Here is a 19,920-nt window from a genome sequence, read left to right on the forward strand (position 1 = left end):
TCAGGCCTCCTCGACCAATGGCTGCACCACGACGCCCGCTTCGATTCGCGCCAGGCGCTGCGGATCGCCGATGCCGAACTCGAACTGGGTCACCGCCAGGCTGGCGATGGCGGTGGCCTGACGCAGCACCCGCTCGGCCGGCCAGCCGCTGGCCAGGCCGTGCAGCATGCCGGCCAGCAGGGAATCGCCGGCGCCCACCGTGCTGGCCACGTCCACCGCCGGCGGCCGCGCCTGCCAGGCACCCTCGGCGGCGAACCAGTTCACCCCCGCGGCGCCCTGGGAAATCACCACCTGGCCTACCCCGTCATGGCGCAGGCGTTCGGCCGCCTGGCGCTGTGCGACCAGGTCATCCATCGGCGCCGAGCAGAGGTCGGCCAGTTCCTCGACGTTCGGCTTGATCATCCACGGCGCAGCCTTCACACCTTCGCGCAGGGCCGCGCCGCTGCTGTCGAAGGCGACCTTCAAGCCGAGGCGCCGCAAGCGCCGCAGCAGTTCGCCCAGCCATTCCGGATCGACCCCGCACGGCAGGCTGCCGGCGACCACCGCCAGCTCGTGCTCCCCGGCAAGCCGGTCGAGGCGTTCGAGCAACGCCGCCTGGGCTCGCTCGTCGGCCTCCGGGCCCGGCCCGTTGAGGTCGCTGACGCGCCCGCCGCGCTCGGCCAGCTTGATGTTGCTGCGGGTTTCGCCCGGCACCCGGACGAACGCATCGGCGAAGCCACGACGCTGGAACATGGCGGTGAACGGCGGCTGGTTGTCTTCGCCGAGGAAGCCGCTGACCGTCAACCGATGGCCGAGGTCGGCGAGCACCTGGGCGACGTTCAGGCCCTTGCCGGCGGCCTGGGTCAGCACCGCCTCGCTGCGGTTAACCGCCCCCAGTTCCAGCTGGCGCAGGCGCACGGTGAGGTCCAGCGCCGGATTCAGGGTAATCGTCAGGATCCGCGCCATTACTGCACCTCCGCTTCCACCAGGGCCCGGACCTCGGCGGCGCTCGCCAGGCCCAGGGCTTTGCGGGCCAGGCCGCGCGCAGCGACCAGCTGCAGTTCGCGCACGCCGGCCTTGACCAGGGCGATGCTGCGCGCCGAGACGCTCAGCTCGTCCACTCCCAGGCCGACCAGCAGCGGCAACGCCAGCGGGTCGGCCGCCAGTTCGCCGCAGACGCCGACCCACTTGCCCTCGGCATGGGCGGCGCGGACGGTCATGTCGATCAGTTGCAGCACCGCCGGATGCAGGCCGTCGGCCTGGGCCGAAAGACTCGGGTGGCCGCGATCGATAGCCAGGGTGTACTGGGTCAGGTCGTTGGTGCCGACGCTGAAGAAATCCACCTCGCGGGCCAGCACCGGCGCGAGCAACGCCGCCGAGGGCACCTCGACCATGATCCCCAGTTGCAGGTCGGCCAGCGGGATTTCCTCGCGCAGGCACAGCGCCAGGTCACGCGCCTGGCGCCATTCGTCGAGGCTGCCGACCATCGGGAACATCACCCGCAGCGGCCGCTCCCCGGCGGCGCGGAACAGCGCGCGCAACTGGGTCTCGAGGATCTGCGGTCGCTGCAGGGTCAAGCGGATACCGCGCAGGCCCAGATAGGGATTCTCTTCGTGGGGAATCGGCCAGTACGGCAGCGGCTTGTCCCCGCCGACATCCAGGGTCCGCGCCACCAGCGGACGTCCGTCGAGGGCGTCGAGCACCCGGCGGTATTCCGCTTCCTGGGTCGCCAGGTCCGGCGCGCGGGCGTTGTTCATGAAGACGAACTCGGTGCGCAGCAGGCCGACGCCCTCGGCGCCCAGCTCCACCGCGCGCGCCGCGCCGGCGGTGTCGCCAAGGTTGGCGCAGACTTCCACCGCGTGGCCGTCGCGGGTCCGCGCAGGCTCCAGGCGCTGCGCGTCGGCGCGGGCCTGGCGCTGCTGGCGGGCGTCGCGCTCGGCGGCGGCCTGCTGCAACTGTTCGGTGCTCGGCGCCACCTGCAGCCAGCCGTGCTCGCCATCCAGCAGCAGCGCCGTGCCCGGCTCCAGGCCGAGCACCGCCGCGCCGGCGCCGACCAATGCCGGAATGCCGAGGGCGCGGGCGATGATCGCGCTGTGCGAGGTGGCGCCGCCGCGCGCCGTGAGGATGCCGGCGACCCGCTGGGCGTCGAGGCGGGCGACATCGGAGGGGCCGACCTCGTCCATCACCAGGATGTACGGCTGCTCCGGCTCGCGCGGCGCCTCCACCCCGCAGAGCCTGGCCAGCACCCGCCGGCCGAGGTCGCGGAGGTCGGCGGCGCGCTCGGCGAGCAGCGCGTCGTGCAGCGCCTCCTGCTGCGCCGCGCTGTCTTCCACCACCCGACTCCAGGCCGCTTCGGCGCTTTCGCCGCGATTCAGGCGCAGTTGCACCTGCTCGGCTAGTTCCGGATCGTCGAGCATCTCCCGGTGGGTGACGAAAATCTCGCGGATCGCCTTCACCGTGCTGCGTTCGACCAGGCCGACGATCTCCTCGTCCACCGCCCGCTTGGCCCGCAGCAGGCGCTCGCGCTCATGGGCCGGCGACTCGCCACGCGGCTGGAACTCGAAGCGCTGCGCCACCTGGACATGCGCCGGACCACTGGCGATGCCCGGCGACGCGGCGATCGCCTGCAGGCGCTCGCCGGCGCGCAGCGGCGCCGGCCGGGCATCCTCTTCCGCCTCGCCGACGGCATCGGGCAAGGCCTCCTCCGCCAGCGCTTCGACCTCCTCGCCGAGCCCCTCGCGCACCGCGGCCAGCAAGGCTGGCAGCGCGTCCTCGGCGATCGCCGGCTCGGCGCTGAACTCCAGCGTCTGGCCGCGTCGCGCGCCGAGGGCGAGCAGCTTGCTCAGGCTCTTCGCCGAGACGGGGGCCGCCTCGCTGTCGGCCAGGCGTACCCGGATCTCGCCGGCGAAGCCCTTGGCCAGCTGCGCCAGCGCCTGCGCCGGGCGGGCATGCAGGCCATGCGGGTTGGCCAGGACCGCTCGCGCGCTGGGCCAGTCCGGCGGCAGCTCGCCACCGAGCGCCGCGAGTACGCTGCGGCTGCTGGTGGCGCGCACCAGCTCGGCGCCACGCCCTTCCAGCAACAGGTCGCACAGGCGTTCGAGCAGCGCCTGGTGCGCTTCGCCCAGGCTGGCCAGGCAGAACAGCCCGGTGACCGGTTGACCCTGGTGCTGCAACGGTTGCGCCGGAGTGACGAAGGCCAGCCCGGGGCGCTTCACCAATTGTTCGCTGTGCAACCAGCACAGCCCGTCGCCCAGCGGCAACGGTTCGGTCTGCTGGAGCACGGCGGCGAAGCCGTTCTCCACGCAGCCGGCCTTCTTCAACAGGCGCGCGCCGAGCCAGGCCAGTTCGTCGAAGTCCTCGGCGTTCTGGCCGAGGCCGACCAGTTGTGCGTCCAGCGCCAGTTCCTGCGGCGCGCCCTGCAACAGGCCGAGGACTTCCTCGGCGCTGGCGGCCGCGCTCAGCGCCGGTCCCAGGTCGGCCTCGCCGAGGGCGCGGGTGAGCAATTGCAGGAGCTGCAGGTGTTCGTCGGACTTCGCTGCGATGCCGATGGCCAGGTAGACCTGCTGGCCATCGCCCCAGTCCACTCCCTCGGGGAATTGCAGCAGGCGCACACCGGTGCTGAAGACCAGCTCGCGGGTATCCGGGGTCCCATGGGGTATGGCGATGCCCTGGCCGAGGTAGGTGGAGCCTTGTGCCTCGCGCGCCTTCAGGCCCTCGGCATAGCCGGGCGCGGCCAGGCCGTCGGCGACCAGCGCCGCGCCGAGCAGGCGCAGGGCTTCGGCCTTGTCCGCGGCGCGCTGGCCCATGCGGATCTGCCGGGTATCGAGTTCGAGCATGGAAACCTCCTCAGGAGCGAACGGCTCCCCGTCTCACGTCCGGATCGTCCCGCCGCGCCGAGGCGCGGGCGCGGGATGTGCCGGCGGTAGCGGAAAGCGGCTCGCGGGAGCCTTCCGTACAGCCTGGGGCGGTGATCCGCTTGTTGTCATTGACCTGCCATAGCGTAGGCGGCGCCGCGTTCGGGCTGCGCGAGGCAGCCTGGGGCAGGGGGCGCCGGCTTCGCCGGAATCTTTTGCTGAATCGATTCACTTAATTAAATTGGCACGTTACCCGATAATGATTGATCCTTGAAGCCCAACTTGTCGTCGCCTCCAGTAGAGATCGGTTTGAAACTCAGTGATATCGCCCGCCTGGCCGGGGTCTCGGTGACCACCGCCAGCTACGTCATCAATGGCAAGGCCGCCCAGCGGCGCATCAGCGCCGCCACCGTCGAGCGCGTGCTTGCCGTGGTCGAGGAACACGGCTACCAGCCGGACCAGCAGGCCGCCGGCCTGCGCCGCGGGCAGACCCGCACCCTCGGCTTCATCCTCCCGGACCTGGAAAACCCCAGCTACGCCCGCCTCGCCAAGCAACTCGAACAAGGCGCCCGGGCGCGCGGCTACCAGTTGCTGATCGCCTGCTCCGACGACGAGCCGGAGACCGAGCGCCAGGTGGTCAACCTGTTCCGCGCGCGCCGCTGCGACGCGCTGATCGTCGCCAGTTGCCTGCCGGCCGGGGATGATACCCATGCCCGGCTGGTCGCCGAAGGCCTGCCGGTGGTGGCCATCGACCGCCAGCTCGACCCGCAGCGCTTCGCCTCGGTGATCAGCGACGACCAGGACGCCGCGCGCCGCCTCACCGAAACCCTGTTGCAACCGGCGCCGCGCCATATCGCCCTGCTCGGCGCGCGGGCGGACCTGATCATCAGCCACGACCGCGCCGCCGGCTTCCGCCAGGCGCTGAAGGACTTCCGCGGCGAGGTCATCGTCGAGCATGCCGAGGTGTTCAGCCGCGAGTGCGGACGCCGCCTGATGGAGCAATTGCTCGAGCGCCTGGGCTACCTGCCCGACGCCCTGGTGACCACTGCCTATGTACTCCTCGAAGGCGTCTTCGACGTGTTCCAGGCGCGCGCCGACGGTTGGCCCGAAGGCTTGCGGGTGGCGACCTTCGGCGACACCCAGTTGCTCGACTTCGTGCCGCTGAAGGTCAACTCGATCTACCAGCAGCACGCGCTGATCGCCGCCAACGCCCTCGAACTGGCGCTCCGCGCGGTCGAGGAGAACGACTACCGGCCGGGCCTGCACGCCGTCCCCCGGCAACTCAAGCTGCGCGACTGAGCCGGCCGCCATGCGCCTGGTCGACACCCACAACCACCTCGACTTCCCGGACTTCGACGCCGACCGCGCCGCGCTGCTGCAACGCAGCCGCGCGCTGGGTGTCGAGCGCCAGGTGGTGCTCGGCGTCTACCGCGAGAACTGGCAACGGGTCTGGGACCTGGCGCAGGCCGAGGATGGCCTGTACGCGGCGCTCGGCCTGCACCCCGTCTACCTGGCGCGGCACCGCCCGCAGCACCTGAACGACCTGCGCCAGTGGCTGCAACGCCTGCGCGGCGAGACGAAGCTCTGCGCGGTCGGCGAGATCGGCCTGGACTACTACCTGGAACACCTCGACCGCGACGCCCAGCAGGCGCTGTTCGAGGCCCAACTGCGGCTGGCCGCGGAATTCCGCCTGCCGGCACTGATCCACGTGCGCCGCGCCCACGCGGCGACCATCGCCACCCTCAAGCGCATCCGCCTGGAGCGCCGTGGCATCATCCATGCCTTCGCCGGCAGCCGCGAGGAAGCCCGCGAGTACCTCAAGCTCGGCTTCCGCCTCGGCCTCGGCGGCGCGCCGACCTGGCCGCAGGCCAACCGCCTGCGCAAGGTGGCGGCGGAGCTGCCGGCCGACGCCATCGTGCTGGAAACCGATGCGCCGGACATGGCGCCCTCGATGTATCCCGGCCAGCGCAACAGTCCGGAGCACCTGCCGGACATCTGCCGCGCCCTCGCCGAGCTGCGCGGGGTCGACGCCGAGGAACTGGCGGCGAGCAGCAGCCGCAACGCCGCCGAGCTGTTCGGCTGGGACTGATCAAGCGTCGCGCAGGACTTCCGGCGCCAGTTGCGGGTACGTCTCGCGCAACGCCTCCAGGCAGGCCGTAAGCTGCGCCGCTTCCTCCGGCAGGCGCCGGGCGAAGTCGCTCCAGCCTTGCAGACGCAATCGCCGGGGCATCGGCACCAGGCCGCTGATGGCGTCCCAGAAGGCATCCCAGTTGCATCCGTACCACTGCGGCAACGCCAGGGCCTCGCGCAGGCGTTCGTGCAACCGCGCGGCGCTGTCCACGTCCGCCAGCTCGATGGCCAGGCTCGCCGCCCGGTTCAGTTCCTCGTCCATGGAGCCTCCGCCAGCAATGCGTCGCAACGCTCGCGCACGAACGCGCGCAAGAGGGTCACCGGGCGGGTCAACTGGGCGCGGTGGGTACACAAAAGGTTCATCGGCGTCGCCTCGCCCTGCCACTCCGGCAGCAGCAGGCGCAGGCGCCCGGCGCGCACGTCCTCGGCCACGTCCAGCCAGGACTTGTAGACCAGCCCCTTGCCGGCCAGGGCCCAGCGCCGCACCACGTCGGCGTCGTCGCAGACCCGGTCGCCGGCGACCGTCAGGGTCAGGCTGCGGCGGCCCCGCTGGAACGCCCAGCGGTCGTGTACCCGGCCGCCGAGTTGGTAGAGCAGGCAATTGTGCTCGCGCAGGTCGTCCGGCTGGCGCGGCTCGCCGCGCTCCGCCAGGTAGCCCGGCGCGGCGCAGAGCACTCGCCGATTGTCCGGCGCCAGCGGCAGGGCGACCAGACTGGAGTCGGCCGGTGCGCCGTAGCGGATCGCCACGTCCACCGGCTGCCGGTAGAGATCGGTCACCCGGTCGCCGAGCAGCAGGCGCAGGCTCAGTTGCGAATAGCGCGCCTGGAACTCGTCGAGCCAGGGCAGCAGCAGGTTGCGGCCGAAGTCGGAGGGCGCGGAAAGCTGCAGTACCCCGGCGATCTGGTCCTTGCCGCCCTGCAGCAACCGGCGCCCCTCCTCCAGGCTGCGCAACGAGGCGCGGGCATGCAGGAGGAACGCGTCGCCCTCGGGAGTCAGGCGCAGGCTGCGGGTGGAGCGGGCGAACAGGCGTACCTCCAACTCGCTTTCCAGGCGCTTCAGCGCCGCGCTGGCCACCGCCGGGGAAATCTCCAACTGGCGCGCGGCGGCGGACAACGAGCCGCTGTCGCTGGTGTGGACGAACACCTGGAGGTCGTCGTAACGCAGCATTTTCAAGATTCCTTTGAAAGAGTCTTCCCTGATAGCCTGTTTTTCAGCGATTTGAAATAGCCCATCCTGACTCCGCCCCATCGAAGGAACCCACCATGAGCACACCCCTCACCCTGATCGCCACCATCACCGCCGCCCCCGGCCACGCCGAGGCCCTGGAACGCGAATTGCGCGCCCTGGTCGCCCCGTCGCGCGCCGAGGCCGGTTGCCTGCAGTACGACCTGCACCAGGACCGCCACGACTCCCACCTGTTCTACATGATCGAGCAGTGGCGCGACGACGCCGCCCTGGAGCGGCACCAGAACACCGAACACTTCCTGCGCTTCAGCCGCGGCAACGAAGCCCTGCTGCAGAACGTGAAGATCGACCAACTTTATCGCCTCGCCTGAGGCCCGTTTCCCGGAGCCCCCATGAAAGCTGTCGGTTACTACCAGTCCCTGCCCATCGACCATCCCGATGCCCTGCTCGACCTCGAACTACCCGAGCCCACGCCGGGCCCGCGCGACCTGCTGGTGGAGGTCCGCGCCATCTCGGTCAACCCGGTGGATACCAAGGTCCGCCAGCGCGCCCAGCCGGAAGCCGGCCAGGCCAAGGTGCTGGGCTGGGACGCGGCGGGCGTGGTGCGCGCGGTCGGCAGCGAGGTCAGCCTGTTCCGTCCTGGCGACCGGGTCTGGTACGCCGGCGACATCACCCGCCCCGGTAGCAACAGCGAGCTGCATCGGGTCGACGAGCGCATTGCCGGGCACCTGCCGAAAAGCCTCGACTTCGCCCAGGCCGCGGCCCTGCCGCTGACCACCATCACTGCCTGGGAACTGCTCTTCGAGCGCTTGCAGATCGCCGAAGGCAAGGCCGACCAGGGCCAGAGCCTGCTGGTGGTCGGCGCCGCCGGCGGGGTCGGTTCGATCCTGGTCCAACTGGCCCGGCAACTGACCGGCCTGAACGTGATCGGCACTGCCTCGCGCGCAGAGACCCAGGCCTGGGTCCGCGACCTCGGCGCGCACCATGTGATCGACCACGGCAAGCCGCTGGCCGAAGAGCTGAAGCGGATCGGCATCGCCGAGGTCAGCCACGTCGCCAGCCTGACCCACACCGACCAGCACCTCGAACAGATCGTCGCCGCGCTGCGCCCGCAAGGCCGCCTGGCGCTGATCGACGATCCGGCGTCGCTGGACATCGGCAAGCTGAAGCAGAAGAGCCTGTCGCTGCACTGGGAGTTCATGTACACCCGCTCGATGTTCCAGACCGACGACATGATCGAGCAGCACCGGCTGCTGGAGCGGGTCGCCGGGCTGATCGACGAAGGCGTGCTGAAGACCACCGTCGGCGAGCATTTCGGCCGCATCGACGCGGCCAACCTGCGCCGCGCCCACGCGCTGCTGGAGAGCGGCCGGGCCAAGGGCAAGATCGTTCTCGAAGGGTTCTGAGCGGCAGGACCATGGGGCGCGGCGTTTTCCACCCTACCGCCGTGCCCCTGGCCTTTGCTATCCCGCCTTGCGCACCCTCAGCGCAGCCTCGATCTCGCCAAGGATCGTCGGGTCGTCGATGGTCGATGGCGCCGCGTAGTCCTCGCCATCGGCGATCTTGCGCAGCACCGCGCGGAGGATCTTCCCGGAGCGGGTCTTCGGCAGCCGCTTGACCACCACCACCCGCTGGAAGCAGGCCAGCGCGCCGATCTGTTCGCGGACCAGCGCCACCAGCTCGCGCTGCAGTTGCTCGGCGGCGATCCCGGCATCGTCCTTGAGCACCACCAGGCCCAGCGGCACGTGGCCCTTGAGTTCGTCCCGCACGCCGATCACCGCGCACTCGGCAACCGCCTGGTGCTGCGCCACGCGTTCCTCCATCTCGCCGGTGGACAGGCGATGCCCGGAAACGTTTATCACGTCGTCGGTGCGCCCCATGATGTAGACGAAGCCGTCCTCATCGAGATAACCGCCGTCGCCGGTGTGGTAGTAGCCGGGATAGCTGCCCAGGTAGGCCTGCAGGTAGCGCGGGTGGTCGCCCCAGAGGGTCTGCGCGCAGCCCGGCGGCAACGGCAGGGCAATGACGATCGCACCCTGGCGGTTCGCACCCAGCGGCCGGCCTTCGTCGTCCAGCACCTGCACGTGGTAGCCGGGCACCGCGCGGTTGGTCGAGCCGGCCCGCAGGTCGTGGCCGGCGATCCCGATGCAGGGCGCGGTCACCGGCCAGCCGGTCTCGGTCTGCCACCAGTGGTCGTGAACCGGCCGCCCGGTGTGCTCCTCCAGCCAGTGCTGGGTGCTGCTGTCGAGCTTCTCGCCGGCCAGGAACAGGTGGCGCAGCGAACTTAGGTCGTAGCGCTTCACCCGTTCGCCATGCGGGTCTTCCTTGCGGATCGCGCGGATCGCCGTCGGCGCGCAGAACAGGCTGTTCACCCTGTGCTCTTCGATCACCCGCCAGTAGGCGCCGGCGTCCGGCGTACGCACCGGCTTGCCTTCGTAGAACACTGTGGTACAGCCGCACATCAGCGGGCCGTAGACGATCAGCGAGTGGCCGACCACCCAGCCGACGTCGGAGATCCCCCACCAGACGTCGCCGGCCTGCATGCCGTAGATAGTGCGGACCGCGTAGCGCACCGCGACCGCGTGGCCACCGTTGTCGCGGACGATGCCCTTGGGCTTACCGGTAGTGCCCGAGGTGTACATGATGTACAGCGGATCGCCGCTGGCCACCGGCAGCGGATCGGCCGGCTCGGCGGCGGCGAGGCAGTCCTGCCAGTCCAGGTCGCGGCCCGGGTGCAGGCGCGCGGGCGCCTGCGGGCGTTGCCAGACCATGACGTGGGCAGGCTGGTGGATCGCCAGTTCGAGGGCCTTGTCCACCAGCGGCTTGTATTCGATCACCCGGTCGAACTCCAGCCCGCAGGAAGCGGTGAGCACCAGCTTCGGCGTGGCGTCGTCGATGCGCAGGGCCAGCTCGTAGGGAGCGAAGCCACCGAACACCACCGAATGCACCGCGCCCAGGCGCGCGCAGGCGAGCATCGCCATGGCCGCCTGCGGCACCATCGGCATGTAGATGATCACCCGGTCGCCCTTGCCGACCCCGAGGGCCCGCAGGGCGCCGGCCAGGCGCGCCACTTCGTCGCGCAGCCGCAGGTAGCTGTAGCGGTCCTGGGTGCCGGTCACCGGCGAGTCGTAGATCAGTGCGGTCTGTTCGCCGCGCCCCTCCTCTATCTGCCGGTCGAGGGCCAGGTAGGCGCTGTTCAGACGGCCATCGGCGAACCAGCGATGGGTGCCGTCGGGCAGGCTTTCGAGGATGTTCGCGGGCGCCTGGTACCAGGCCAGGGAACGGGCCTGTTCGGCCCAGAACGCGGCCGGCTCGGCGATCGAGCGGGCGTGCTGCTGCAGGTACGTCATGTTCCAGCCCTCTGATTGTTCTTATTAGGGATGAAGCAGTGAGTGAGCCTTGGAGTATGGGCGGGCGCCGGGCACCCGCCATCAACCTTTGGTCGTAGGGGTCAGTCCTTGCCGCGGTAGAGCTTCTGGATGCTGGAGAAGTCCAGCCCCTCGTGCTCGGCATCGGCCTGGGCGTGCAGGCTGAACAGGTTGCGCGCCAGCGCGCCGAGTGGCGTCGAGGCCTGCACCGCCTGGGCGTTGGCCAGCGCCAGGCCGAGGTCCTTGTTCATCAGGCGCACCTGGAAACCGCCGGCATAGCCGTTGCTCGCCGGCGCCTGCGGCATCACCCCGGGCCAGGGGTTGTAGAGGTTCAGCGCCCAGTTGCCGCCGGAACTCTGCTTCATCACCTCGGACAGCACCGCCGGATCGAGGCCGTTCTTCACCCCCAGCGCCAGGGCCTCGGCGGTGCCGGCCATGAGGATGCCGAGGAGCATGTTGTTGCAGATCTTCGCCACCTGGCCGGCGCCGTGATCGCCGGCGTGGAAGATGTTCCGGCCCATGTTCTCGAGGATCGGCCGGGCCCGCGCGAAGCCTTCGGCGGGGCCGCCGACGATGAAGCTCAGGGTGCCGGCGCGGGCGCCGCCGACGCCGCCGGAAACCGGCGCGTCGAGCAGGGTCAGGCCCTTCGCCGCGGCGGCCTCGGCGACCTTGCGCGCGGTCTCCGGGGCGATGGTCGAGCAGTCGATCAGCAGGGGCTTGCCGGCGACCCGCGCGAGCAGGCCGTCGGCGCCGAGATACAGGCTTTCCACGTGCTGCCCGGCCGGCAGCATGCTGATCACCACTTCGGCGCCTTCGCAGCACTGCAAGGCGCTATCGGCGCCCTGCGCGCCCTGCTCGACCAGGCTCAGCACGGCCTTGGGCTGCAAGTCGAAGACATTCACCCGGTGGCCGGCCTTGAGCAGGTTGGCGGCCATCGGCCCACCCATGTTGCCCAGGCCGAGGAATGCGATGTCGGTCATCGGTCCGTCTCCCTTTCAGCGCATCTGGATCGAGAAGTTGGTCCCGGCCACGCTGTCGCTGTCGAACCAGCGCGCGGTCACGGTCTTGGTCTCGGTGTAGAAGCGCACGCCCTGCTTGCCGTAGGCGTGCAGGTCGCCGTAGAACGAGCCCTTCCAACCGGTGAAGGAGAAGAACGGCAGCGGTACCGGAATCGGGATGTTGATGCCCACCTGGCCGACCTCGATGTGGTGCTGGAAGGTCCGCGCCGCGGCGCCGGAGCTGGTGAAGATCGAGGTGCCGTTGCCGTAGGGGCTTTCGTTGATCAGGCGGATCGCCTGTTCCAGGCTGTCGACCTCGGCCAGGCAGAGCACCGGGCCGAACACCTCTTCGCGGTAGATCGCCATGTCCGGGCGCACCCCGGCGAACAGCGTCGGGCCGACCCAGTTGCCGTCCGGGTATCCCTCGACCTTGTAGCCGCGGCCATCCAGCAGCAGTTGCGCGCCCTCCTCCACGCCCTGGCCGATCAGGCGCTCGATGCGCGCCTTGGCCTGCGGGTTGATCACCGGGCCGTAGCTGGCGCCGCTGTCGTCCCATGGGCCGGGGCGGACCTTGGCCAGCGCGTCGCGGATTTCCGGAATCCACTCGCGGGCGGCCCCCACCAGCACCGCCACCGAGATCGCCATGCAGCGCTGCCCGGCCGCGCCCACCGAGGCACCGACCAGGTTGCTGATGACCTGCGCCTTGTCCGCGTCGGGCATGATCACCATGTGGTTCTTCGCCCCGGCGAAGCTCTGCACGCGCTTATTGTGCGCGGTGCCAGTGTGGTAGACGTACTGGCCGACGGCGACCGAGCCGACGAAGGACACCGCCTTCACCTGCGGGTGCTTGAGCAACTGGTCGACCTGTTCCTTGCCGCCATGCACCACCTGCAGCACGCCCTTCGGCGCACCGGCCTCGAGGAACAGCTCGGCGAGCCGCACGCTGGTCAGCGGCACCTGCTCGGAAGGCTTGAGGATGAAGGCGTTGCCGCAGGCGATGGCCAGCGGGAACATCCACAGCGGGATCATCGCCGGGAAGTTGAACGGGGTGATGCCAACGCACACGCCCAGCGGCTGGGTGATGCTGTAGGTGTCGATGTTGCGGGCGACGTTCTCCACCGTCTCGCCCATCAGCAGCGAGGGCACGTTGCAGGCGTGCTCGACCACCTCGATACCGCGCCAGACGTCGCCCTTGGCGTCCTCGAAAGTCTTGCCCAGCTCGCTGGAGACGATCTTCGCCAGTTCGTCGTGGTGTTCCTTGAGCAGCGCCTGGTAACGCAGCATCACCCGCGCACGCTCGGAAACCGGGGTTTCCTTCCAGCTGGCGAAGGTTTCGCGGGCACTGGCCACCGCCTGCTCGACCTGCTCCGCGCTGGCGCAGACGATCTCCGCCAGGGTGCTGTTGTCGAGGGGATTGCTGACCGGGATGCGCTGGGCGCCGAGACCTTCGACGAAGGCTCCCGCGATGAGGTGGCGGACTGGGACTGACATGAACCCTCCTGCACCGGCCAGGCCGGCTTTTATTGTTGTGGCGGACTGGTACGAGGTCGATTCGGACCTCGCTTTGGCCAAGAAGCTATCACTGGGCGGAAGGTCGCGAGATCGACTAAATTGTGTTGTTCATGGACTATATTGCGGAGCCGGCTACCGACATGTCGCACACCTCCGACTGGCCCCTGCCGGCCGACAGCCTGCGCTTGCCGATCCCGGCGGCGCTGCTGGAGAAACTGGCGGTCCACCCGCTCAGCCGCGACCTCTACCCCACCTCCCTGGGCCACTACCGGCGCGCCCGCGACCACCGCATGAGCCGCGAGCGCCATGACGAGCACCTGCTGATCTATTGCAGCGAAGGCCAGGGCCTGTTGCGCGTGCGCGAGGGCGAGACCTGGCGCGAATACCGGGTCGGCAGCGGCGACCTGCTCTGGCTGCCGCCGGGCATGGCCCACGACTACGCCGCCGACGACCGCCAACCCTGGACCATCTTTTGGACCCACCTGCGCGGCGACAGCGCCACCTGGCTGCAACACAGCGCCGGCTACCGCGACACCCCGCTGCGCCATTGGGGCCTGCAACACGCCCTGCTCGGCGGCTTCGAGCAACTGCTGGAGGTGCGCCACAGCGGCTACCGCTTCCAGCACTTCCTGCTCGCCGCCAGCCGCCTGCGCAGCCTGCTCTGCCAGCTACCGCTGCTGCGCCCGCTGCGCGAGGGCAGCCTGGACCTCGACGGGCTGCACGCCTACATGCGCGAACACCTGCATGCGCGCCTCGAACTGGAACGCCTGGCGGCCTTCTGCAACCTGTCGAAGTTCCATTTCGTCAGTCGCTACAAGGCGATCACCGGCCGTACGCCTATCCAGCACTTCCTGCACCTGAAGATCGAGTACGCCTGCCAGTTGCTGGACAGCAGCGACCAGAGCGTGGCCCGGGTCGGCCAGGCGGTCGGCTACGACGACAGCTACTACTTCTCGCGCCTGTTCAGCAAGGTCATGGGTTTGTCGCCGAGCGCCTACCGGCAGCGGGTGAGGCAGGGCGAGGGAGGAGCCTGAAGGGCTCTGCGGCGGGGCTATAAACGAAGCGGCGACCAGTTGTCGGCAAACTGATCCCGGTCAGTGTTTTCCGGGCCGACAGGACTAGACTGAAGCTCCCTTTCCAGCCCCGATGGATGAATCGCCATGAACATCCTCGTCCGCCCGTCGCAAACCCCGAAAGGCCAATGCTGGCAGGTCTGCCTCGACCAGCAGGCCGTCAACTTCCGTAGCGAAAGCGAGGCCCGGCGTTTCGTCGACCGCCTCGAGGCGCGCCTGCGCGCGCCCCATATGCTGCCCGAACTGAAGCAGCGAACGGCCTGATCCGCGCTCAGGCGGCCTGGCGCTCCAGGCGCCCGGTCTGCCAGGCGAGCAGGGTCGCGACCGCACCGCAGACGGCGATCACCAGAGTCATGGGGATCGCCGTGCCGTCGTGGAGCACGCCGACCAGCGCCGAAGCGCCCGCCGCCACGCTGAACTGCAGGCTGCCCATCAGCGCCGAGGCGCTGCCGGCGTGCTGTCCCTGTCCGGCCATGGCGCAGGCGGAAGCGTTGGGAATGATGCAGCCGAGGCTGGCCACGCATCCGAACAGCGGAACCAGCAGCGGCCACAGCGTGGCCGGTTGCAGCGAGGCGATGCCCAGCAGGGCCAGGCCGCACGCCAGGTAGCCCCAGATGATCCGCCGCAGCCAGAACGCTGGCCCGCGATAGCGCAGCAGCCGCGCGTTGACCTGCGCCATGACGATGAAGCCCGCGGCATTGCTGCCGAACAGCCAGCCATAGTGCTCGGCGGGAATCCCGTAGAGCTGGATGAACACGTAGGGCGAACCGGCGATGTAGGCGAACATCCCGGCCATCGCCACCCCGCCGGAAAGGCCATAGGCGAGGAACAGGCGGTCAGCGAACAGCCGCCGGTACTGCCCCAGCGCGCCGGACAGCGGCGGTCGCTCGCCGTCGGCCGGGATGGTTTCCGGCAGCCACAACGCCACGCCGAGGCCGGCCAGGGCGGCGAACAGGGTCAGGCAGACGAAGATCGACTGCCAGCCCTGCCAGTCCAGCAGCAGGCCGCCGGCCACGGGGGCGAGGATCGGCGCCAGGCCCATCACCAGCATCAACTGGGAAAACGCCTTGGCGGCGCCGATCGGATCGCACAGGTCGCGCACCACTGCCCGCGAGATGACCATCCCGGCGCAGCCGCCGAGAGCCTGGACGAAGCGCGCGACGATCAGCCACTCCAGGCTCGGCGCCAGGGCGCAGGCGGCCGAGGCCAGGGTGAAGATACTCACCCCCACCAGCAGCGGCAGGCGCCGGCCATAGCGATCGGCCACCGGGCCGTAGAGCAACTGGCCGATGGACAGGCCGGCGAAGTAGGCGGCCAGGCTCAGCTGGACGTGCTCGACGTCGGTGGCGAAGGCCTTGGCCAGGGTCGGGAAGCTCGGCAGGTAGAAGTCGATGGCCAGTGGCCCGAAGGCGCTCAGGGCTCCCAGTATCAGCAGGATGCGCAGGTTCATGGATCGCTCGGCACGGGGCGCGTCGGCGGCAGGCAAGGCACTTCCCTGCGCGGCTCCCGGCAAGCGGGACGACGACGCCTATCATTGAATCGTCTGTGAGGGCGGGCGGCTCCAGGCCTGAAGGCCGGTACTGGCGGGAAGATGCTACGGACAGCCGGGGAGTCGCCGAAAAAGCAGTGCGCAGCATAACACCGAAGACACCCGCCGATCATGGCCGGAGACCGTGGATCCGCGGAATCCACGGCTCATGAATGAGCAGCATTAGACAAAGGTGGTGTCGAAATACTTCGAGTCCGCCCGAGCGCGGCTAAAATCGGTACACTCCCCGCCCCGTTGCCGAGACCGATTCGACTACCCAGCACAGCATGCGACGCACAAAGGAAGATTCTGAAAAAACCCGTACGGCCATCCTCCTGGCCGCCGAGGAACTGTTCCTGGAAAAGGGCGTGTCCCATACCAGCCTGGAACAGATCGCCAGGGCCGCCGGGGTGACCCGTGGCGCCGTCTACTGGCACTTCCAGAACAAGGCCCACTTGTTCAACGAGATGCTCAACCAGGTACGCCTGCCGCCGGAGCAACTCACCGAGCGCCTGTCCGGCTGCGATGGCAGCGACCCGCTGCGCTCGCTCTACGACCTCTGCCTGGAGGCCGTGCAATCGCTGCTGACGCAGGAGAAGAAGCGCCGCATCCTGACCATCCTGATGCAACGTTGCGAATTCACCGAGGAACTGCGCGAGGCGCAGGAACGCAACAACGCCTTCGTGCAGATGTTCATCGAACTCTGCGAGCAGTTGTTCGCCCGCGACGAATGCCGTGTGCGGCTGCATCCGGGCATGACCCCGAGGATCGCCTCGCGCGCCTTGCACGCGCTGATCCTGGGCCTGTTCAACGACTGGTTGCGCGATCCGCGCCTGTTCGATCCGGATACGGACGCGGAACACCTGCTGGAGCCGATGTTCCGTGGCCTGGTGCGCGACTGGGGTCAGGCCAGCTCGGCGCCGTAGCCCTCCTCGCGGATCGCCTCGAGTACCTGGGTGCTGTCGAGCCGGCTGGCGACCCGGACTTCGCCGGCGCCAAGATCCACCTGGACGTCCGCCGCCGAATCCTTCGCCTGCACCGCATGGGTGATCGCCCGTACGCAGTGGCCGCAGGTCATGCCCTGAACCTTGAAGACTTGCATGGTATTGCCTCCTGTTGGTCATCGATGGGGCGATTTTCGACCTTGACATGGTGTCAAGGTCAATCCTCGAAATATCCGGTAACCGACAAAGCGTCAAGAACGGGTAAAGGCGGAGTAAAGAGGCTTAAACCCTACAAAGCACATGGTTAACATGTTCACCTTGTTCTTCACGAGGTAGAACCATGTCCATCCGCCGCTATTCCCCGTCACAGATCGCCCTGCACTGGCTCAGCGCCGTCGCGGTCCTGCTGATCATCGCCCTGCCCTACGGCGCCGACTTCTTCGCCGGCCTGCTCGGCGGCAAGGGCAACGTCTTCACCCTGCACAAGTCGCTGGGGGTGGCGGTACTCCTGCTGACCCTGACACGCCTGGCGCTGCGCCGCGTCCAGGGTGTCCCGGATACCTTGGAGGGGAACCCGGACTGGCAGCGCGCGGCCGCCAAGGCCGGGCATTTCCTGCTGTACGCGGTGCTGATCGTCATGCCGCTCTCCGGCATGCTCGCCGGCAAGCGTCCGCTGGACCTGTTCTGGCTGGTGCAGATCGGCCCGCTCGACCTGCCGGAAGCCTTCAAGGCGTTCGCCGGCGGCACCCACGTCACCGTCCAGTACCTGCTTTTCGCGCTGATCCTCGGCCACGCCGCCGCGGCCATCTGGCACCACCGCGTGCAGAAGGACGACGTACTGCGCGCCATGCTGCCGCAACGCGGCGCCTGACCCCAGCGACGGACGGGCACGCGGATGCCCGTCCCGACTTGTCCCGGACCCCGGCTTCGGCCAAGCTTTTCCCTACGCCCCCCGCCGCCGAGGCCCGCCATGTTCCCCATCCTTCGCCCGCTGCTCCATACCGCTGCCCTGGCCTGCGCCCTCCCGGCGCTCGCCGCGGACCCGCAACCGGCCAGCGGCGGCTGGGCGCAACCCGACCCGGCGCCGATCGGCTATGCGGTGCTGAACGTTTCCCGCGAGCGGGTCGAGTCCGGCACTGCCTGCGATGTCGGCCTGTACGTCCACGACGAACTGGTCGGCAACCTGCAACCGGGCGCCAGCCTGGCCCTGAACCTGCAACCCGGCGCGGTGGACGTGCGTCTTGCGCCGAACGGTCCTGGCGACGCCTGCCGGAACGGCATGACCATCCTCGCCGGACAGACCCTGACCCTGCGCGCCGGGGAGATCCGCAACCTGCGCATTGCCCTTGGTGCGGGCGGGCTCTACCTGGCGCCGGTGGCGGATGGGTACTGAGGGGTAGCGACTTGCCGTGGGGCATTCGCCATGACTCAGGGCACGAAGGTGGCGTTTCGGCACCGGGTGCACGGGGACTGCCTGGCGGGCCGTGAATGCGTGACTGGCCCCCAGCTCCCGTCGCTACCTGCACGGCACTAAGGGGGGAAGCTGTTGCTTAGCGCTTGAGCGGGCGTCGTGCTTGCCTTGGCCTCTTGTTTCGCCTTTCCAGGCGAGTTCCTTCTGCAAGCGTCCAAAAGACTCGCCCACCACTCGGAGGGCAAGCCAGGAGCCCGATCCGTAGGGCGAATAACCGCTTGCGGTTATCCGCCGGCTCTCCGGGGCATCTGCGGATACCGCCTGTGGCGGTATTCGCCCTACGGGACGTTCGAGCGGGCTTCATGTTTGCTGCTCAAGCTGCTTGTCGTGCTTGCCTTGGCCTCTTGTTTCGCCTTTCCAGGCGAGTTCCTTCTGCAAGCGTCCAAAAGACTCGCCCTGCCACTCGGAGGGCATGCCAGGAGCCCGATCCGTAGGGCGAATGACCGCTTGCGGTTATCCGCCGGCTCTCCGGGGCATCTGCGGATACCGCCTGTGGCGGTATTCGCCCTACGGGACTATATCGCTCGCGATTTCTTAGCTACACGGCAGTGATGGGGGACGCCGTTGCTTAGCGCTTGAGCGGGCGTCATGTTTGGTGGTCAAGCTGTTTTCTGTGCCTGCCTTGGCCTCTTGTTTCGCCTTCCCAGGCGAGTTCCTTTTGCAAGCGTCCAAAAGGAACCAAAAGACTCGCCCCGGCATCCGGCCCCAGCCGCTTCTCGGCTGGGGTGCCCTCGCTGCATCGTTGCTCCCGGCGGCACGCCGCCACGGTCCTTCGTGGACCGAGGCGGCTCTCGCGGCATCCTGCCACTCGTCCCCCTCCGCAACGATTCCGCTCGGCCTCCTGACGGGGCGGGTTTGCCGCCCCACCACTTGGAGGGCAAACCTCACTTCGTGCATGCCAGGAACCCGATCCGTAGGGCGGATAACCGCAAGCGGTTATTCACCCTACGGATCAGGGCTTCGGTATGTGGAGGTCTGGCATGCACGAGGCATCCCCCTCCTGAAGCGCCCCTCAGCCCAATCGAATCCTTCCGCTCGCCACCAGCACCGCATGCCCGGCGATACTCACCCGCTCGCCCTCCAACCGGCACCACAGCTCGCCGCCGCGCGCCGAGCACTGCTGGGCGGTCAGCGACAGTTTGTTCAAGCGCTGGGCCCAGTAGGGAATCAGGCTGCAATGTGCGGAGCCGGTGACCGGGTCTTCGTCGACGCCCATCGCCGGGGCGAAGAAGCGCGAGACGAAATCCTTCTGCAGGCCCCGCGCGGTGACGATCACTCCACGCCAGGGCAGCCGCGCCAGGGCCGCGAAGTCGGGGCGACAGGCGCGCACCGCCTCTTCGGACTCGAGCAGCACCAGCAGCTTGTCGGTGGAGCCCAGCACGTCCACCGGCGGCAGGCCCAGGGCCTGCTCCAGCTCGACGGTGCTACCGACCTCGCTCGGATACTGCGCGGGGAAATCCAGTACCAGCCGCTCGTCCTCGCGGTTGACCCGCAGCGCACCGGAGCGCGAGATGAATTCCAGGCGCTCGCCCGGCTCGTCGTAGACCTCGAACAGTACGTGGGCCGCAGCCAGTGTGGCGTGGCCGCAGAGCGCCACCTCGACGCTCGGGGTGAACCAGCGGATCCGCCAGGTCTCTCCTTCACGAACGACGAAGGCGGTCTCGGAGAGGTTGTGCTCGGTCGCGATCATCTGCATCAGCTCGTCCGCCAGCCAGGCGTCGAGGCGATAGACCACGGCGGGATTGCCGCTGAACGGGCGGGAAGAAAACGCGTCGACCTGGTGGAACTCGAGCTGCATGGCAGACCTCCTGGGAACGATCGCCACAGCATGCCGCCGCAGGCTCCGGGATGGGCGATACAGTGCGATCTTTTCCGATC

The 19,920-nt window shown here is 68.9% G+C and carries 19 protein-coding genes; 9 read left to right on the forward strand and 10 right to left on the reverse strand.

The features are described from left to right. Together pfkB and ptsP are read right to left on the reverse strand one after the other, a co-directional pair. Positions 1–945, reverse strand: a complete 945-nt coding sequence (gene pfkB / locus AC4OR5_RS02955; RefSeq protein ID WP_058161218.1) for a 1-phosphofructokinase — start codon at positions 943–945, stop codon at positions 1–3. Then, positions 945–3,815: a phosphoenolpyruvate--protein phosphotransferase gene (ptsP, locus tag AC4OR5_RS02960; RefSeq protein WP_058161219.1), complete on the reverse strand. Its 2,871-nt coding sequence runs from the start codon at positions 3,813–3,815 to the stop codon at positions 945–947. The genes pfkB and ptsP overlap by 1 nt, the downstream gene beginning before the upstream one ends. Before the next feature lie 327 nt (positions 3,816–4,142). Here ptsP and cra point away from each other — a divergent pair, with 327 nt between their 5' ends. Both cra and AC4OR5_RS02970 read left to right on the forward strand, forming a co-directional pair. Then, positions 4,143–5,132, forward strand: a complete 990-nt coding sequence (gene cra, locus AC4OR5_RS02965) for a catabolite repressor/activator (RefSeq protein ID WP_003104372.1) — start codon at positions 4,143–4,145, stop codon at positions 5,130–5,132. Positions 5,133–5,142: 10 nt separating this feature from the next. Continuing rightward, a complete protein-coding gene (locus AC4OR5_RS02970; RefSeq protein ID WP_058161220.1) occupies positions 5,143–5,922 on the forward strand; it encodes a TatD family hydrolase in 780 nt (259 codons plus the stop codon). Here the strand turns inward: AC4OR5_RS02970 and AC4OR5_RS02975 are convergent, their stop codons facing one another. After that, entirely contained in the window at positions 5,923–6,225 is a 303-nt protein-coding gene (locus AC4OR5_RS02975; RefSeq protein ID WP_019485912.1) for a barstar family protein, read from the reverse strand. Then, positions 6,210–7,130, reverse strand: a complete 921-nt coding sequence (locus tag AC4OR5_RS02980) for a LysR family transcriptional regulator (protein ID WP_058161221.1) — start codon at positions 7,128–7,130, stop codon at positions 6,210–6,212. The genes AC4OR5_RS02975 and AC4OR5_RS02980 overlap by 16 nt, the downstream gene beginning before the upstream one ends. 95 nt (positions 7,131–7,225) lie before the next feature. Here AC4OR5_RS02980 and AC4OR5_RS02985 point away from each other — a divergent pair, with 95 nt between their 5' ends. Together AC4OR5_RS02985 and AC4OR5_RS02990 are read left to right on the forward strand one after the other, a co-directional pair. Next, entirely contained in the window at positions 7,226–7,519 is a 294-nt protein-coding gene (locus AC4OR5_RS02985; protein ID WP_003104358.1) for a putative quinol monooxygenase, read from the forward strand. Positions 7,520–7,540: 21 nt separating this feature from the next. Further along, positions 7,541–8,554, forward strand: coding sequence for a zinc-binding alcohol dehydrogenase family protein (locus AC4OR5_RS02990; protein WP_003092136.1), 1,014 nt, complete (start codon positions 7,541–7,543; stop codon positions 8,552–8,554). Positions 8,555–8,611: 57 nt separating this feature from the next. Here AC4OR5_RS02990 and AC4OR5_RS02995 read toward each other — a convergent pair whose 3' ends face one another. The 3 genes from AC4OR5_RS02995 to mmsA form a co-directional block, all read right to left on the reverse strand. Next, entirely contained in the window at positions 8,612–10,498 is a 1,887-nt protein-coding gene (locus tag AC4OR5_RS02995; protein WP_058161222.1) for a propionyl-CoA synthetase, read from the reverse strand. A 101-nt stretch (positions 10,499–10,599) separates the two neighbouring features. Next, entirely contained in the window at positions 10,600–11,496 is an 897-nt protein-coding gene (gene mmsB / locus AC4OR5_RS03000; RefSeq protein ID WP_023088117.1) for a 3-hydroxyisobutyrate dehydrogenase, read from the reverse strand. A gap of 15 nt (positions 11,497–11,511) precedes the next feature. Beyond that, the gene (mmsA, locus tag AC4OR5_RS03005; RefSeq protein ID WP_058161223.1) at positions 11,512–13,005 is read right to left on the reverse strand and encodes a CoA-acylating methylmalonate-semialdehyde dehydrogenase; all 1,494 of its coding nucleotides are present in this window, start codon (positions 13,003–13,005) and stop codon (positions 11,512–11,514) included. Positions 13,006–13,136: 131 nt separating this feature from the next. Between mmsA and mmsR the strand changes: the two genes are divergently transcribed. Further along, entirely contained in the window at positions 13,137–14,060 is a 924-nt protein-coding gene (gene mmsR / locus AC4OR5_RS03010; protein WP_003119526.1) for an MmsAB operon transcriptional regulator MmsR, read from the forward strand. Positions 14,061–14,186: 126 nt separating this feature from the next. Then, entirely contained in the window at positions 14,187–14,363 is a 177-nt protein-coding gene (locus AC4OR5_RS03015; RefSeq protein ID WP_003092147.1) for a hypothetical protein, read from the forward strand. 7 nt (positions 14,364–14,370) lie between these two features. Here AC4OR5_RS03015 and AC4OR5_RS03020 read toward each other — a convergent pair whose 3' ends face one another. Then, entirely contained in the window at positions 14,371–15,549 is a 1,179-nt protein-coding gene (locus tag AC4OR5_RS03020; protein ID WP_058161224.1) for a multidrug effflux MFS transporter, read from the reverse strand. Positions 15,550–15,914: 365 nt separating this feature from the next. On the opposite strand from AC4OR5_RS03020, the gene nalD reads away from it, so the two are divergent. Further along, entirely contained in the window at positions 15,915–16,553 is a 639-nt protein-coding gene (nalD, locus tag AC4OR5_RS03025) for an efflux system transcriptional repressor NalD (RefSeq protein ID WP_003092152.1), read from the forward strand. Here nalD and AC4OR5_RS03030 read toward each other — a convergent pair. After that, on the reverse strand, positions 16,532–16,729 hold the full coding sequence (locus AC4OR5_RS03030) for a heavy-metal-associated domain-containing protein (protein WP_003092153.1): 198 nt from the start codon (positions 16,727–16,729) through the stop codon (positions 16,532–16,534). The genes nalD and AC4OR5_RS03030 overlap by 22 nt on opposite strands. A gap of 182 nt (positions 16,730–16,911) precedes the next feature. Between AC4OR5_RS03030 and AC4OR5_RS03035 the strand changes: the two genes are divergently transcribed. Beyond that, positions 16,912–17,442, forward strand: coding sequence for a cytochrome b (locus AC4OR5_RS03035; RefSeq protein ID WP_009313562.1), 531 nt, complete (start codon positions 16,912–16,914; stop codon positions 17,440–17,442). Positions 17,443–17,541: 99 nt separating this feature from the next. Then, positions 17,542–17,964, forward strand: coding sequence for a hypothetical protein (locus AC4OR5_RS03040; RefSeq protein WP_003092157.1), 423 nt, complete (start codon positions 17,542–17,544; stop codon positions 17,962–17,964). 1,090 nt (positions 17,965–19,054) lie between these two features. Here the strand turns inward: AC4OR5_RS03040 and AC4OR5_RS03045 are convergent. Further along, positions 19,055–19,840, reverse strand: coding sequence for a PhzF family phenazine biosynthesis protein (locus AC4OR5_RS03045; protein WP_058161225.1), 786 nt, complete (start codon positions 19,838–19,840; stop codon positions 19,055–19,057). Positions 19,841–19,920 lie beyond the last annotated feature (80 nt).

The sequence above is a fragment of the Pseudomonas sp. YA1 genome, from assembly GCF_058680555.1.

Coding starts and splice junctions, on each gene's coding strand:
- pfkB (WP_058161218.1), bottom strand. CDS start 945: ATGGCGCGGATCCTGACGATTACCCTGAATCCGGCGCTGGACCTCACC.
- ptsP (WP_058161219.1), bottom strand. CDS start 3,815: ATGCTCGAACTCGATACCCGGCAGATCCGCATGGGCCAGCGCGCCGCG.
- AC4OR5_RS02970 (WP_058161220.1), top strand. CDS start 5,143: ATGCGCCTGGTCGACACCCACAACCACCTCGACTTCCCGGACTTCGAC.
- AC4OR5_RS02975 (WP_019485912.1), bottom strand. CDS start 6,225: ATGGACGAGGAACTGAACCGGGCGGCGAGCCTGGCCATCGAGCTGGCG.
- AC4OR5_RS02980 (WP_058161221.1), bottom strand. CDS start 7,130: ATGCTGCGTTACGACGACCTCCAGGTGTTCGTCCACACCAGCGACAGC.
- AC4OR5_RS02985 (WP_003104358.1), top strand. CDS start 7,226: ATGAGCACACCCCTCACCCTGATCGCCACCATCACCGCCGCCCCCGGC.
- AC4OR5_RS02990 (WP_003092136.1), top strand. CDS start 7,541: ATGAAAGCTGTCGGTTACTACCAGTCCCTGCCCATCGACCATCCCGAT.
- AC4OR5_RS02995 (WP_058161222.1), bottom strand. CDS start 10,498: ATGACGTACCTGCAGCAGCACGCCCGCTCGATCGCCGAGCCGGCCGCG.
- mmsB (WP_023088117.1), bottom strand. CDS start 11,496: ATGACCGACATCGCATTCCTCGGCCTGGGCAACATGGGTGGGCCGATG.
- mmsA (WP_058161223.1), bottom strand. CDS start 13,005: ATGTCAGTCCCAGTCCGCCACCTCATCGCGGGAGCCTTCGTCGAAGGT.
- mmsR (WP_003119526.1), top strand. CDS start 13,137: ATGGACTATATTGCGGAGCCGGCTACCGACATGTCGCACACCTCCGAC.
- AC4OR5_RS03015 (WP_003092147.1), top strand. CDS start 14,187: ATGAACATCCTCGTCCGCCCGTCGCAAACCCCGAAAGGCCAATGCTGG.
- AC4OR5_RS03020 (WP_058161224.1), bottom strand. CDS start 15,549: ATGAACCTGCGCATCCTGCTGATACTGGGAGCCCTGAGCGCCTTCGGG.
- nalD (WP_003092152.1), top strand. CDS start 15,915: ATGCGACGCACAAAGGAAGATTCTGAAAAAACCCGTACGGCCATCCTC.
- AC4OR5_RS03030 (WP_003092153.1), bottom strand. CDS start 16,729: ATGCAAGTCTTCAAGGTTCAGGGCATGACCTGCGGCCACTGCGTACGG.
- AC4OR5_RS03035 (WP_009313562.1), top strand. CDS start 16,912: ATGTCCATCCGCCGCTATTCCCCGTCACAGATCGCCCTGCACTGGCTC.
- AC4OR5_RS03040 (WP_003092157.1), top strand. CDS start 17,542: ATGTTCCCCATCCTTCGCCCGCTGCTCCATACCGCTGCCCTGGCCTGC.
- AC4OR5_RS03045 (WP_058161225.1), bottom strand. CDS start 19,840: ATGCAGCTCGAGTTCCACCAGGTCGACGCGTTTTCTTCCCGCCCGTTC.